The 14124-nt window shown below is 39.8% G+C and carries 12 protein-coding genes; 6 read left to right on the top strand and 6 right to left on the bottom strand.

Going from position 1 to position 14124, the window contains the following annotated elements; genetic code table 11:
- Positions 1 to 83: 83 nt before the first annotated feature.
- Positions 84 to 602, bottom strand: coding sequence for a TetR/AcrR family transcriptional regulator (locus L659_RS0121905; protein WP_024591937.1), 519 nt, complete (start codon positions 600 to 602; stop codon positions 84 to 86).
- Positions 603 to 995: 393 nt separating this feature from the next.
- Between L659_RS0121905 and L659_RS0121900 the strand changes: the two genes are divergently transcribed.
- The 4 genes from L659_RS0121900 (at position 996) to L659_RS0121885 (ending at position 3446) form a co-directional block, all read left to right on the top strand.
- The gene (locus L659_RS0121900) at positions 996 to 1616 is read left to right on the top strand and encodes a glutathione S-transferase family protein (protein ID WP_024591936.1); all 621 of its coding nucleotides are present in this window, start codon (positions 996 to 998) and stop codon (positions 1614 to 1616) included.
- Positions 1617 to 1665: 49 nt separating this feature from the next.
- The gene (locus L659_RS0121895) at positions 1666 to 2358 is read left to right on the top strand and encodes a cupin domain-containing protein (protein ID WP_024591935.1); all 693 of its coding nucleotides are present in this window, start codon (positions 1666 to 1668) and stop codon (positions 2356 to 2358) included.
- Positions 2359 to 2455: 97 nt separating this feature from the next.
- Positions 2456 to 2836, top strand: coding sequence for an STAS/SEC14 domain-containing protein (locus L659_RS0121890; protein WP_002960091.1), 381 nt, complete (start codon positions 2456 to 2458; stop codon positions 2834 to 2836).
- 157 nt (positions 2837 to 2993) lie between these two features.
- Positions 2994 to 3446, top strand: coding sequence for a nuclear transport factor 2 family protein (locus L659_RS0121885; protein WP_024591934.1), 453 nt, complete (start codon positions 2994 to 2996; stop codon positions 3444 to 3446).
- A 44-nt stretch (positions 3447 to 3490) separates the two neighbouring features.
- Here the strand turns inward: L659_RS0121885 and L659_RS0121880 are convergent, their stop codons facing one another.
- From L659_RS0121880 to L659_RS0121870, 3 genes are all read right to left on the bottom strand, one after another.
- Complete coding sequence (locus L659_RS0121880) at positions 3491 to 4438, bottom strand: carbohydrate kinase family protein (RefSeq protein ID WP_024591933.1); 948 nt, start codon at positions 4436 to 4438, stop codon at positions 3491 to 3493.
- Between the two features lie 112 nt (positions 4439 to 4550).
- Complete coding sequence (locus L659_RS0121875) at positions 4551 to 6947, bottom strand: TonB-dependent siderophore receptor (protein WP_024591932.1); 2397 nt, start codon at positions 6945 to 6947, stop codon at positions 4551 to 4553.
- A 172-nt stretch (positions 6948 to 7119) separates the two neighbouring features.
- Complete coding sequence (locus tag L659_RS0121870) at positions 7120 to 8346, bottom strand: MFS transporter (RefSeq protein WP_024591931.1); 1227 nt, start codon at positions 8344 to 8346, stop codon at positions 7120 to 7122.
- A gap of 176 nt (positions 8347 to 8522) precedes the next feature.
- Here L659_RS0121870 and gtfA point away from each other — a divergent pair, with 176 nt between their 5' ends.
- Positions 8523 to 9995, top strand: coding sequence for a sucrose phosphorylase (gene gtfA / locus L659_RS0121865; RefSeq protein WP_024591930.1), 1473 nt, complete (start codon positions 8523 to 8525; stop codon positions 9993 to 9995).
- 95 nt (positions 9996 to 10090) lie between these two features.
- On the opposite strand, the gene L659_RS0121860 is transcribed toward gtfA, so the two are convergent.
- Both L659_RS0121860 and L659_RS0121855 read right to left on the bottom strand, forming a co-directional pair.
- Positions 10091 to 11122: a LacI family DNA-binding transcriptional regulator gene (locus L659_RS0121860; protein WP_024591929.1), complete on the bottom strand. Its 1032-nt coding sequence runs from the start codon at positions 11120 to 11122 to the stop codon at positions 10091 to 10093.
- An 80-nt stretch (positions 11123 to 11202) separates the two neighbouring features.
- The gene (locus L659_RS0121855) at positions 11203 to 12096 is read right to left on the bottom strand and encodes an AraC family transcriptional regulator (RefSeq protein ID WP_024591928.1); all 894 of its coding nucleotides are present in this window, start codon (positions 12094 to 12096) and stop codon (positions 11203 to 11205) included.
- Between the two features lie 162 nt (positions 12097 to 12258).
- Between L659_RS0121855 and exaC the strand changes: the two genes are divergently transcribed.
- Positions 12259 to 13779, top strand: coding sequence for an acetaldehyde dehydrogenase ExaC (exaC, locus tag L659_RS0121850; protein ID WP_024591927.1), 1521 nt, complete (start codon positions 12259 to 12261; stop codon positions 13777 to 13779).
- The last annotated feature ends 345 nt before the right edge of the window (positions 13780 to 14124 follow it).

Raw genomic sequence — 14124 nt, 5'->3', positions numbered from 1 at the left:
AATCACATAAGTTATTTCAAGCATTAAAAAAGCGAGCTATTCATAATGAATAGCTCGCTTTTTTTGTGTACTAAATTAAGGTATTACTGAGTTGCAAGTTCAAAGTAACTGTTATCGTCGAGCGTTTTGCTTATCATCATAGCGCCCTCAAGCAAGCTCACTGTTTGAATAGCCGCTTTAGTAGGGTTGAGGTCACCATTAGCTAAATGCGCAGCGCTAAGCCATGTTAAATTTTGATTAAAAAAGCGTTTTACTTCAAGGCGTACTTTATCTGGAAGGCTATCGCTTTCGGCTCCTAGCAAACCACATAAACACATTTTACGATCGGTTACTAATGCACTTCTAAAAAGCTGAGTGTACACATCAATAGGATTTTTACCGCTTGCTTTAAGCTCGTTTGGCTCGCCTAACGCAGCTAAAAAAGAATTAGTATATTGATGAGCAAGCTCAGCACCTAAATCGGCCTTAGTCGGAAAGTGATAGTGCACACTGGCGCTCTTAATTCCAACTTCGCTTGCGAGCTCTCTAAAACTAAAATTACTGTATCCGCCAAGGCGCACCTTGTTTTCAGCTGCTTTTAATAACGCTTCTTTTTTACTCACTTTTAATATTTTCCTATCTGCAGTAATACCAATTTTATTAAAACATGATCATTGTATCGCATTAAACAACTCACTAACTGCGTTAAAAATTATTCATATAGAATAACTAGATGTCATAATTTTCGCCTTGTTGTTATTGCGCTATTTTCTTAGCGCAATAATAGATCACTTATTTAATGCAATTGGTATAGCAAAATTATCGACCAGTAGGTAGTTATTTACAAGCGTTTTTATTTTTAAGCAACCCCCTAATTTTATTATGAATTAAGTTAAATCCTATAAATCAGAAAAATTTAAACGTTGACTTAAATTTAGTTTAATATTATAAATTACCTACCGGTAGGTAGGTTGCTGCCATTAATTCACTTTTAAACAATAAAGATAGAGATTGCTATGAAAATTTATGATGTAGAAAACTTTCCAAACCCACTTCGTGTTCGTATCGCTTTAGCTGAAAAAAATGCCACTGCAAATGTTGAGTTTGTACCTGTTGATTTATTAAATGGTGAGCACAGAACAGAAGCCTTCTTAGCTAAAAACCCATTAGCAGGTGTGCCCGTATTAGAGCTAGATGACGGCACGTTTATATCAGAAAGTACCGCTATTACTGAGTATATTGATACCGCATTTGAAGGCCCATCTTTAATGGGTGAAACCGCAAAAGAGCGTGCAGTAATTAACATGATGCAAAAACGCGCAGAATCTATGGTGCTTGACGCTGTGGCAACTTACTTTCATCATGCAACTGATGGCTTAGGTCCAGAGCTTGAAACGTATCAAAATGTGGCTTGGGGTGAAAAACAAGGCGAAAAAGCACGCCAAGGGTTTAGCTATTTTAATGATGTACTAGCGCAATCGGCGTTTGTTGCTGGTGAGCAGTTTAGTATTGCTGATATTACATTGTATGCTGGTCTGGTATTTGCTGGATTTGCACAAATAGCAATCCCGAATAAGTTAACCCATTTAGTTGCATGGCAAGAAAAAGTAGCAGAACGCCCAAGTGTTGCGGCTTAATTAGGTTGTTAGTTTAAAGTTTAAGTGGAGTTACGGTTAGGAGCCAAATATGAAAATTGCTGCCGATTTTAGTAAACGAGTTGTTGTACATAGCGAAACGCTACCGTGGGTTGCATCGCCAATGGCGGGTGTTGATAGACGAGCACTGGACCGTGTGGGCGACGAAGTTGCTCGCGCAACGACTATTGTTCGTTATGCACCTGGCAGTGAATTTTCGCCGCATGTTCATACAGGCGGTGAAGAGTTTGTTGTGCTTGAAGGGGTATTTCAAGATGAACATGGTGACTTTGTGGCAGGTTCTTATATCCGTAATCCACCGCAATCAAAGCATAAACCGGGGTCTGAAAATGGCTGCGTTATATTTGTAAAGTTATGGCAGTTTCAGCCAGATGATCGAACGCACGTGCGTTTGCAAACAGACTTGATGCAAAGTACGGTGCATCCTAGTTTTAAAAATGTAGCCGTAACCCCTTTATACCAAGACGACTTTGAAGACGTATGCTTGTTGCACTTTAAGCCTAACGCTTGCATGGTTATAAACGCAAAAGGTGGAGCAGAGTTCTTAGTACTAGAAGGCTCATTTGATGAGCAAGCCGATACCTTTGTAAAAAACAGTTGGTTAAGAGTGCCTATTAATAGCTCTGTTAACGTTAAAGCGGGAAGTAATGGTGCAAAAGTATGGCTTAAAACGGGCCATTTAACTGATGTAGAAAACCAGATATCTCGCGTACAAAATGCGTAATTGAGTCGTTTATTTGAGATTATTTATTGATTTAGTTCAGGACTAATTAATTTTAGAAGGTGTACTTTACCACTCAGCCTATTTAAGGAGAGCAGTAATGGTACACACAACACATGGTTTATCGATTGGTCTTGAACGTGCAGGAAGAGAGTTTTTTTTAAAACTTAAAGCCGTTGGTACGCTTACTCACGACGATTATAAAATAATTACCCCAATGATAAACTCAGCTCTTGGCGAAGTTAAGCACCCAGTCGTGAACGCCTTAATAGATGGTAGCGAACTTGAAGGTTGGGAACTACGCGCAGCGTGGGATGACTTAAAGTTAGGTGTTAAGCACTCTAAAGAATTTAAAAAAGTAGCTATTTACGGTAATAAAGAGTGGCAAGCTCGAATGGCAAAAATAGGTAACTGGTTCATATCGGGTGAGGTTCAATACTTTGAAAATGCTACCGCAGCCATAGATTGGCTAGATGAATAGCTTGATTGAAAAAATTAAATTAAAGCACTCTTATAGAGTGCTTTTTTGCTCTATGAGTAACATTGTTAGGTAGTTACATTCGGTTTATTTCAATTGTTAATACTGCTCTATTAAAATACACTAATTATTATTGAGCAAACTACACATTATAAAAACAATGAAACAAGTACTTACCTTTATTACATTCCTGATATTTTCTACATCAATACATGCAAAAGATAACAACATATTCACGCCGGTTAGCGATCTTTTTTTGGCTGTTTCTAACGTTGATCACACGCAAATGCGTGCGGCCGTTGATGATTCATTTCTACTTTTAGAGCACGGTGAAGTGTGGACTATTAATGACTTTATAAATGTTGTTAAGCCTTCTGACTTTATAAGAACTAATTATTTTAGTGTTATAAATTCGCGTGTAGTGGGTGATGTTGCATTTATTAATTACTGGAATAAAGCCAATATTAAAAGCACCGAAAGAAGTATTGATATTTATTGGTTAGAAAGTGCCGTTGTATCAAAAGTGGGCGACAAATGGTTGTTATCGCAAATGCACTCTACTCGGTTACCCCAAGATGAAATACCAAAAGGTGTCACTTTTATAAAGCAATAGATATAACTCTAACTTGAAGCCCCGTAACATGGGGCTTTAATCATTTAAATTACATCAGCCAGCACAGGTAATGCCGGAAATGCCCCTTTAGCTAAACACGCTTTAGAGCCACATTTAAGAGCAAAGTGCAGGGCGCCTTTTACGCTCGCTTTATCATTTAGTTTATCTGCTAGTGGTAAATCACTTCCTAAGTTATTTAAGTAGTATAAAACCCCCGCTATAAATGCATCACCCGCGCTTGTTGTATCTACGGCGTTTATTTTTGGTGCCGATTCGTTAAGTATAAATGCGCTGTGGTAAACCTTGGCAGGCTCTGGTCCATCGGTTAAAAACACCAGTTTTACTCCGGTATTTAATAGCATTTGAATGTATTTTTCACCGCTTGTATCGCTATGCTGGGCTAAAAAATTAAGCTCATCACGCGAGAGTTTTACTATGTCACAATAGGTGTAACAAGCTTTTACATTGCTTGCTATATCGTTTGTGTTTTCCCACAAGCTGTAGCGTAAATTTACATCAAAACTGACGAGCTTATTATTCGCTTTTGCAAGTTTTAGCGCTTTAACCGTTGTGTTGGCAATTGCTGATTCGGTTAATGTGTTTGAACAAAAGTGTAGTGTGCTTATTTCTTGCCAATATATATGCGCTAAATGCGCCTGGGTTAATAGTACATCGGCTGTATTATGGCGATAAAAGCCAAAACTACGCTCGCCGGTTTCATCAAGGCTTACTATAACCATGGCGGTTTGTGAGCCTGCAATGGTAAATAAATAGTCTGTATTTACATTGTATTGCGCTAATGCATTACTTAATTGATTGGCAAAATGATCGTCCCCTCTACCACCACAAAATGCAGCTTCACCTCCGAGTTTTGCATAGCCAACAGCTACATTGGCAGGTGCGCCACCTGGTATAGGTAAATAGGCCGAGTTATTAGCATCTTGTGGCAGCATATCAATTAATAGCTCGCCTAAGCACAGAAGTTTGGTCATTTGGAATATCCTGAAAAGCCTAGCAAGGCTAGGCTAAAAACGTGAAGGGTGTTATTTATTCATACTTTAAAAGGCGCTACAGTGATTACTCACCGCAGCGTAATACACACATTTAGTTAAAAGCGTATTTTAAAGTTACCGACGTTGTGCGGCCGTTAATAGTACGGGCACGAATAATATTGTTTTCAGGTACTGAGCCTTCTTCTGCTTCAGTGATACCTACTGTATCAAATAGGTTATTCACATTAAGCGCAATATTAAGGTTTTCAGATAAGTCATAGCTTACAAAGCCATTTACCTGTGTGTAGCCGTCAAATTGTAGATCGTTATTATCTTGAGCGTATGCATCGGTAGTACCAATGAAACTTACCCCTGCAGCGCCTTTTTCATAGCTGTAACGTGCCATTAATGAGTAAATTAAATCGGCTTGACGACGTGGCGTATTACCTACCACATCTGGGTTAAGCGCATCTTTTGCTATTTCTGCATCGGTCCAGGTTAAATTACCGCGAAAATCCCATGCATCAATAAAGTAAGTAGATTCTATTTCAATCCCTTTTGCTTCGTATTCACGGTCAAAAAATGTTTGTGATGTTGCTTCAAAATTTTGCTCTTCAGTTTCGGCAAAAAACGCAGTAGCAAACACTGATAATGAATCAAAGCGCTTTTTAACACCAAACTCAAATTGGTTCACTTCATCAACAGCGTCTTCTTTTGCAACAGAGCCGTCGGCGCGTACTTTACCAAATAAAAGACGGTCAGCATTTGCGCGCCCACCTTTACTTATGCGTGCAAACGTAGCAAGGCTTGGATCAATTTGATAATTAGCACCAATTGAATAAGAAGAATAGTTCCAGTCGTAATTTACTGGACTGGCGTTGGCAATATCAATACCTGCAACGTTTTGCTCAGGGATTGATATTTCACCGTCGCGGTTCATATCTACAGTTGATGTTACAGCACCTGCATAGTTACCGCGAGCTTCGCCACTGTCGTAACGGGCACTTGCATCAATGCTTACGTCGCCTAATTTAGTAGAGAATGCAACGTATGGTGCACGCGTGTCGTACTCTGTGTCGTAATCGCGTTGGCAACAGTTTCCCCAGTAAGGTGTGCCATATGCATATAAACCATTTTCTGAAAATTCAGTACCGTCAGCTGCAGTAACATTTAATAATGCTGCATTGTCGCCTTTAAGCTCCATAAGGTATGAATTCCATAACCACGACATAGCAATGTTTTGAGTTGACGCGTAATAACCAAAGGTAATGCTGGTATCATCATCAAACGATTTAGTTAGTTTAAAGTCGTTAACTAGCGAATCGAAGTCGTTCATTGTTACGTCAAACGTATGAATTCGCATAGCGAGGTCGTCGTTAAATGCAGCGCCCGTGTTTGCGTTACTGAGTGTTGCGCCTACACCACCAATACTCTGTGCAATAGATGATGCGCTGCCAACCTCAGCAGGAATAAGCGAGTTAAAGTTGCCGCTTATTGATGATTTACGAAAACGGTTTTCGATACGCCAATCGTTATCTAAATCAAATACAGCTTCAAAACCAACAGAGTCAACCTTTGGATTCATACCATCGCGGATATCGCCGCTACTGATTTGGTTTTCACCATTTAAACGTACTGTTTTAGTAAATAACGCTGAGTGAGGTGTGTCTGATTGTGCATCAAAGCCAGCAATAGAGTCACCATTTGAGTACATTGGCATAGGAAGGTAGCCAACACTCTTATCGTCTAAGTGTTTGTAATAAAGGCGCACGTAACCGTTGTCGAAATCTTTAGTAAGGTTAGCTTTTATTTGGCCACCTTTATTAGACGTGTAACCTGTTTCGCGCGGGCCTTCGCCTTGTCGAACAAAACCACCAACATGAAAACGCACGCTATCGGTTAAGTAAGTGCCGTATTCGAAGTCTGTACGAACGCTGTCGTAATCTAAGCCAAGTGTTGTAGACACACTGCCAGATTCGTTTTCGCCATTTTTAGAGATAAAGTTAATAATGCCACCAGGTGCATTACTTGCTGCAGTAGATGCTGAGCCACCACGAATCGATTCGATAGTTTGCACAGTGTTATCTAATCGCATAAAAATATCTGAATTACCAAAAGCGATATCACCGTATTGCATTACAGGTAAACCATCTTCTTGTAATTGTAAAAATTTTGCACCGCCTGAAGCAACTGGCAGGCCACGAACAGCAATATTTGCATTGCCTTCGCCACCTGTAGATTCTGCACGAATACCAGGGATTATTCTAAAAGCCTCGGCTGTTGAGCGAGGAGTAGACACTTGAACTTGTTCAAGTGATACGCTACTAACTGATACGCTTGAAGCCATGATTGTTGTTCGACGTGGTACGCCGGTTACAACAATTGTTTCAAGACCTTTGTTTTGTGATGCTTCAGGTGTTGCTTGGTCTGTTTCTTGTGCGTTAACGCCTTGACTTACGGCAAGTGCTAAAGCGCTGATTAAATATAAAGGTGTATTGTGTGTTGTCATGTGAACGCCTCGTTGTGTTGAACCCAGTAGGATTTGTTGTCTTTACTTAATCGATTAAGTAAAAATAACAAATATTTTACAATAAGCAAATCATTTTGTGTTTAATTTGCTCTTTTATTATTCATGTATTGATTTTAAAAGTGTTTTTTTATTGTATTGAGATACAAGTTTATTAAGCTGTTGGGTTACTTTCTTGTAAAGCACTCATTGATGGGTCGCGTAAATAATTGAACAACATAGCTATAAATAAAATCACGGCAAACCCTGTGGCTAAGTAAAAGCCATAGCGCACATGGCCAAAGTAATCGCTGATCATACCCATAAATAAAGGAGCTAAAGCAGCTGATAATGCGGTAAAAAATAATATAACGCCGGCTACGGCTCCATGGCGCTCTGCAGGAAAACACGAGATACCTTTAGAGTTTAAAGTTGGATAAACCATAGACATAAATAAACCTGAAAGAGGTAGTAACCCTACAGCCCAGTCAACGCCACCAATAAGTGTACCCACATAACAAAGCGCAATGCCTAAGCTTAAATAAGCCATAACACCTTGCCAGCTATAACGATTTAGTAACCATACGGCAATAAAACGACCTGCAGCACGTAGTATAAAAAATATAGTAAGTGCATAAGTGGCAAGGAGCGGCCAAGAGCCTGTGTAGTCCTTTAATAGCGTTGGCATCCATACATAAATAGCCACTTCAGTCGCTACATAAAGTGCAATAGCTAAAGAAAAGCCAAGTGCATAAGGGTTTTTTACCATTTTCAGGGTGGTGGCCAAAGAGGCTGGCTTTTCAGTTGTTTTAACTACGTCAGGGTAGTCTGCGCGCCATGCTAATAAAGCAAGAATTAAACACATTACGCCCGCAATAATATACAGGTATGTCCAACTTACGTTTTGCACTAATAAAACACCAACTAGGGCAGGGCCTACAATAGCGCCAATGCCAAAAAAGCCCTCAACCTTGTTCATGGTTTTAGTATGGTCGTCGTTACTATGTGAAATATCGCCAAGCAATGCCAGTGCGCCGGTTTTAAATAAACCAATGGCCAAGCCTATGCAGCAAAGCAATACTAAAAAGAAGGTAAAACTGGTGCTAAATGCAAATAAAAAACAACTCGCAGAAAATATTAATAGACCTAGCATAATGGTTTTTTTACGGCCAAGGCTGTCAGCTAAAAAGCCTAAAAATAACCCACTAAAGGCTATTAATGCCATGGGAGCGTAATGAAATGCACTAGCTTGAGTCATGCTCAAACCGAAATCTTTTATAAGTTCGGGGATTATCATGCCGACTGCGTCAGAGGTCATGGCAAACATAAAAAACATCATGTATGTAAGCCAACGTATTTGTTGCAGTGGGTCGCTGCTTACGTGTGTGTGTGATTTTGTCATGTGTTTATTCCTCGTTAAATTCTCTATTAACACTTCGTAAGTCAGTCAGTTGCTTACTGTAGTATTACGTGAGCCACGAAATTTGTATGTAAAATTATTAAAAATTACTTGTAAATTCTTACTCGCTAGTTAAAGATATATCTTAATCGATTAAGTTTCAACATGGTAATCACATAATGATGAAGAATAAAGTTCAATTGATCACATATGCTGATCGAATCACTGGCCAAAATATAGGCGCGCTAACCACACTTTTAAACGGCCCTTTAAAAGGCGTATTTGGTGGTGTGCACTTATTGCCATTTTACAATCCTATTGATGGCAGCGATGCTGGCTTTGACCCTATTGATCATAGTGAAGTTGATTCTAGAATAGGCACTTGGGAAGACATACAAGTATTAGGCAAAGATCTCGACTTAATGGCAGACCTAATTGTTAACCATGTATCAGCGCAATCTTTTCAGTTTCAAGATGTATTAGCTAAAGGTAAGGCATCAGAATTTTGGGATTTGTTTTTAACCAAAGAAGATGTTTTTCCCGGTGGTATGAGCGAAGCTGAGCAAAAAGCAATTTACCGCCCGCGTCCTGGCAGTTGCTTTACCTCAATGAAATGTGGTGATGGTAAAACCTATGATTTTTGGACCACATTTACCGACAATCAAATCGATATAAATGTAAAAGTAGAAGCCGGTGTTGCGTATTTAAGTAACGTACTTACTAAATTTTCGGCTAACAATGTAAATATTATTCGTTTAGATGCGGCGGGTTACGCCATTAAGCAAGCGGGTACTAACTGCTTTATGCTTGATGAAACGTTTGGCTACCTAGATAACTTATCTAAGCAGGCAAACGATTCAGGCATGGAAACCATTGCAGAAATTCATAGCCATTATCAAACTCAGGTAGAAGTGGCAAAACGCGTAAATATGGTTTACGACTTTGCGTTACCACCGCTTATTTTACACAGCTTATTTAACAACGATGTAGATGCACTGCTCAAATGGTTACAAATTTCGCCACGCAATTGCTTAACCGTACTTGATACACACGACGGTATTGGCATTATTGACGCAGGTCCAATGGGCGACAAGCCAGGGCTTTTAAATGCACAGCAGATTGATAACCTAGTCGAAACAATGCACGCCAACAGTAACAACCAAAGCCGCCAAGCTACGGGCGCTGCGGCGAGTAATGTCGACTTATATCAAGTTAACTGTACGTACTACAACGCATTAGGCGCTAAAGACTTTGATTACTTACTGTCGCGTGCAATTCAATTTTTTGCACCAGGTGTACCACAAGTGTATTACGGCGGCCTATTTGCTTGCGAAAACGACATGGAATTACTGACAAATACAAATGTTGGCCGTGATATTAACCGCCCATATTTAGATGCAAATATAATCGACAAAGCCTTAAATAAGCCTGTAGTAAAAGGTTTAATTGAATTAATTAAAATTCGCAATTCACACCCCGCGTTTGCAGGTGAATTTAGTGCCCAAGGTGAAGGCAGTATATGTTGTTTATCGTGGCAACTAGATGAGCAAACTATTTCACTTACTGTTGATTTTAAATTACGCCATGCGCTTATTACGCAAGTAAACGGTGATGAAGAAACAACGATTAACTTAAATTCATTTTTAGCTTAATACTATAAAAGTAATTTACAAACGCCATGTAAAGCAAAAGCCAAGCTTAAGTAGCTTGGCTTTTTAACACATAAAACTATTGCAAGGTTTGTAAGCTAACTACTCGCACCAATCTCTAATTCGTAACTGACTTCCTGAGTTTTTTCTTCTTTAGAAATAAATAATTCGGCGGCTATAACGCCTTTTTCTTGGCTGTTTTGATGAATAGTGGTGAGGCGAGGTACAAACCGGGCTGCTTCATCAATACCATCAAAGCCCACAATACGCAGTTCTTCACCTATTTTTATGCCTTGTTTTATTGCTTCTCGCATTGTGGCAAGCGCAATTAAATCACTCATACAAATAATAACGTTAGGACGCGGTGATGCACTAAGTACTTCTTTTGCAGCAATATTGGCAAAACGTTCGCTACTTTCAGGAATGTTCCAAATGCGATCGTCAGCTACCGTAATATTTGCCTCGCTTAAAGCGCGTTGATAACCACGTAAACGTTGATGCGAAATAGATTGTCCGGTTTCAAATTCGTGATGCTCATACACGCGGCATAATACGTTTTCATCAAGTAATCTAAGCCCTAATATAGCCACTTTATCGTTTTGATTATGCAGTACGTGTTTAGCTATTTCGTAACTTGCTTGCTCGTTATTAATATTTACAGAGGCATTGCGAGCAATATCAAAATCAATTGTCACTACATGTTTAGACACTGTTTTTAACTGTTCTACTAACGCGTTATTACGAGGGCGGCCATAACAAATAAAGCCATCTACAAAGTCGACCACGTTGTTAAGGTTATCGCTATTACCTGAAAACAATAAAACATTAATGCCGTTTTTTTCGAGCACTGAGGTAACACCGCGCATAAAGCTACTAGCTACAGGGTCCGACACCATATACTCCACACTATCGGGCAGCACTAAAGCGACAATATTGAATGTGCCATTACGCAATGATTGCGCGGCCTTATTAGGCCCGTAATAGCCCAAAGTTTTACACGCTGCGAGAATATCGTCTCGGCGTTTAGCCGATAGCTGATCAGGGCGATTAAACGCATTAGATACTGTCGCGTTAGACACACCTAACTCTTTAGCAATACTTTTAAGGGTCCAGCGGGTTTGCTTACTCATACCAATTCTTTACTCAATACTCATGTTAATAAACTAACATATTCAGGGCGTTAGCAAAGTAAAAAAATAAGATTTTAGGGCTAATGTCGACACTCTTTAGGCGCAATGCCAAAGGTTTGTTTAAATAGGCGACTAAAGTGGCTCGCGCTATTAAATCCAACATCAAAGCAAACTTTACTAATTGCATGGCCTTGTAGTAATTGAGTACGCGCTTTTTTTAGTCTTAACTGTTGCTGCCAAAGGGCTGGGGTAGTGCCAAATGCAAGTTTAAACTGCTGATAAAACTTGCTGCGACTCATACAGGCTATTTTGCACAAGGTGTTTATATCGAGCGTTTCACTTAAGTGTTCTTCAATATAAAGCAGGGCATCGCTGACTTTTGTTTTAAGGCGTGGCTTATCGCAGCTAGCCAGCAATAGCTCGCGGCTTTGTTGTTGTAATAAACGGGTGATTAATTCGTTTAATGACAAGTCAATCAAGTAATGCCGCTGTGCACCTTGTTCGCTAAATAAATGCACCATGCGCTCTAATAATTGCTGCGTTTGAATATTATGTTGGGTATGCACTAACTGAGGTACATATTCAAATAAGCCATCGTGTGCAAAGTTTTGCTGCATGTTAAGTGCATTCGCCACAGCGTTTATTTTATCTTTGCTAATTTCAATCGCTAAACAGGTGGTGGGTGTACTCATTGATGCCTTTGGAAAATCAATTAAAACACCTTGCTCTGGCGCTAATACAAACGACTCGTGTGGTAAAAATGCTTTATGGTATTGGCTGCTTTCTACGTGCATTACCTTTTTGCCGCTAAGCATGGCACAAAACAGCAGCTCGTTTGAGTGCAGTGCCACCTTTTGCGCGCTTTGATACGTGTCGTAAATACTCAACTCACTGCTATCTGCAGCGAATGTGACTTTATTTTCTATTAATACATCAAGTTGTTGGCGTTTTTTGTTTAACTGAGATGTGTGCATATCAATCCTTTAGGTTTTTATTAGTTTGGACTCACAGACAACTTTTGTGGACAGCTAATCAAGTTTTTAGGCGCTTGTTAGTTTAATGTCGATTAAATATAAAGCATTTTGTTTTATATAAATGTTCGACCTTTAGCTAACAACAATAAAGAGAGCACACACATGATATATGCAAATCCAGGTAGCGACAGCGCACTCGTAAACTTTAAACAACAATACGGAAACTACATTGGCGGAGAGTGGGTAAAGCCAGTAAATGGCCAATACTTTGATAATATAAGCCCAGTAAACGGTAAGGTATTTTGCCAAATACCGCGTTCAGACAAAGACGACATAGAGCTGGCTCTCGACAAAGCGCATGCAGTGCGAGAGCAATGGGGCACAACGTCGGTGACCGACCGAAGTAACATACTGCTAAAAATAGCCGACCGAATTGAGCAAAACCTAGAGTTACTAGCTGTTGCCGAAACATGGGATAACGGTAAAGCAATTCGTGAAACACTCGCTGCTGATATTCCGCTAGCGGCAGATCACTTTCGCTACTTTGCAGGGTGCCTACGATCGCAAGACGGCACTATAGGTGAAATAGACGCAACCACCGTTGCGTATCATTTTCATGAGCCACTAGGGGTTGTTGGGCAAATTATTCCGTGGAACTTCCCTATTTTAATGGCCGCCTGGAAACTAGCGCCAGCACTTGCTGCAGGTAACTGTGTAATTTTAAAACCGGCTGAGCAAACACCAGCTTCTATTTTAGTTTTAATGGAGATAATTGGCGATTTACTCCCTGCAGGCGTATTAAATATAGTAAACGGCTTTGGTAAAGAAGCGGGTGAAGCACTGGCAACAAGCAAGCGTATCGCTAAAATTGCATTTACAGGTTCAACGCCTGTGGGCTCACATATTTTGAAATGCGCTGCTGAAAATATTATTCCTTCAACGGTCGAGCTCGGTGGTAAATCACCTAATATATTTTTTAATGATGTAATGGAAAAAGACGATGCGTTTTTATCCAAAGCGATTGAAGGCGCCGTGCTTGCTTACTTCAACCAAGGCGAGGTGTGTACGTGCCCATCAAGGCTGTTTATTCAAGAAGACATTTACGAGCAGTTTATTGAGCGAATACTCGAACGTACCTTAAAAATTAAACGCGGAAACCCGCTAGATAGCGAAACTATGGTTGGCGCACAAGCTTCAAAAGCGCAATTTGATAAAATACTGAGCTACATTGAAATAGGCAAAAAAGAAGGCGCTGAAGTACTCACTGGCGGTAATGTAGAGCAGCTAAGTGATGACTTAAACGGTGGTTACTACATACAACCTACGTTATTAAAGGGCACAAACGACATGCGTGTGTTCCAAGAAGAAATTTTTGGCCCTGTTATTTCAATGTCGACCTTTAAAGATGAAGCCGAAGCACTCAAGCTTGCCAACAGCTCTGAGTTTGGTTTAGGTGCAGGTGTGTGGAGCAGAAACATGAATCGTGCTTATCGTATGGGTCGCAAAATAGAAGCAGGGCGAGTGTGGACTAACTGTTATCACATGTACCCAGCACACGCTGCGTTTGGTGGTTATAAAAAATCAGGAATAGGGCGCGAAACGCACAAACTTGCACTGGAGCACTACCAACAAACTAAAAACCTATTAGTGAGCTACAGCGAAGATCCGCTCGGCTTCTTTTAAATAAACAACCATTAAGTAATAATGCCAGCGCTACCTATTTGTAGCGCTTTTTTTATAGGCAATCAACCGTTGATAATGGCCATATAGTCCAACATTTTAGCGTTGCAGAAAATAACATTATAATGGCGGTGTTTACGAGTCCTACTTAAAAAACGCTAATTTAGCGAGTATAGAGTGGTATAAATATAAGGAGCCATTAAATAATATTTTTATCCTTCCTCAGTTAAGTAAATTTCTATTTGTAGATCATTACCAAAACAAAGTGCCTCAATGCATCTAATCCACTAAATATGAACTTTTCCAAGCTTATTCATTATCAAAACAATTAGGTTAGCTTTTCTAATG

Origin of the sequence: Pseudoalteromonas sp. S8-8 (assembly GCF_000497875.1) — a bacterium.
In the GTDB taxonomy this organism is placed as follows: domain Bacteria; phylum Pseudomonadota; class Gammaproteobacteria; order Enterobacterales; family Alteromonadaceae; genus Pseudoalteromonas; species Pseudoalteromonas arctica.
This window is presented reverse-complemented; position numbering and strand designations above follow the sequence as displayed.

Bases quoted from the DNA above. Each gene is read 5' to 3' on its own strand.
- L659_RS0121895 (WP_024591935.1), top strand. From the start codon at position 1,666: ATGAAAATTGCTGCCGATTTTAGTAAACGAGTTGTTGTACATAGCGAA.
- L659_RS0121900 (WP_024591936.1), top strand. From the start codon at position 996: ATGAAAATTTATGATGTAGAAAACTTTCCAAACCCACTTCGTGTTCGT.
- gtfA (WP_024591930.1), top strand. From the start codon at position 8,523: ATGATGAAGAATAAAGTTCAATTGATCACATATGCTGATCGAATCACT.
- exaC (WP_024591927.1), top strand. From the start codon at position 12,259: ATGATATATGCAAATCCAGGTAGCGACAGCGCACTCGTAAACTTTAAA.
- L659_RS0121870 (WP_024591931.1), bottom strand. From the start codon at position 8,346: ATGACAAAATCACACACACACGTAAGCAGCGACCCACTGCAACAAATA.
- L659_RS0121855 (WP_024591928.1), bottom strand. From the start codon at position 12,096: ATGCACACATCTCAGTTAAACAAAAAACGCCAACAACTTGATGTATTA.
- L659_RS0121885 (WP_024591934.1), top strand. From the start codon at position 2,994: ATGAAACAAGTACTTACCTTTATTACATTCCTGATATTTTCTACATCA.
- L659_RS0121875 (WP_024591932.1), bottom strand. From the start codon at position 6,947: ATGACAACACACAATACACCTTTATATTTAATCAGCGCTTTAGCACTT.
- L659_RS0121890 (WP_002960091.1), top strand. From the start codon at position 2,456: ATGGTACACACAACACATGGTTTATCGATTGGTCTTGAACGTGCAGGA.
- L659_RS0121880 (WP_024591933.1), bottom strand. From the start codon at position 4,438: ATGACCAAACTTCTGTGCTTAGGCGAGCTATTAATTGATATGCTGCCA.
- L659_RS0121860 (WP_024591929.1), bottom strand. From the start codon at position 11,122: ATGAGTAAGCAAACCCGCTGGACCCTTAAAAGTATTGCTAAAGAGTTA.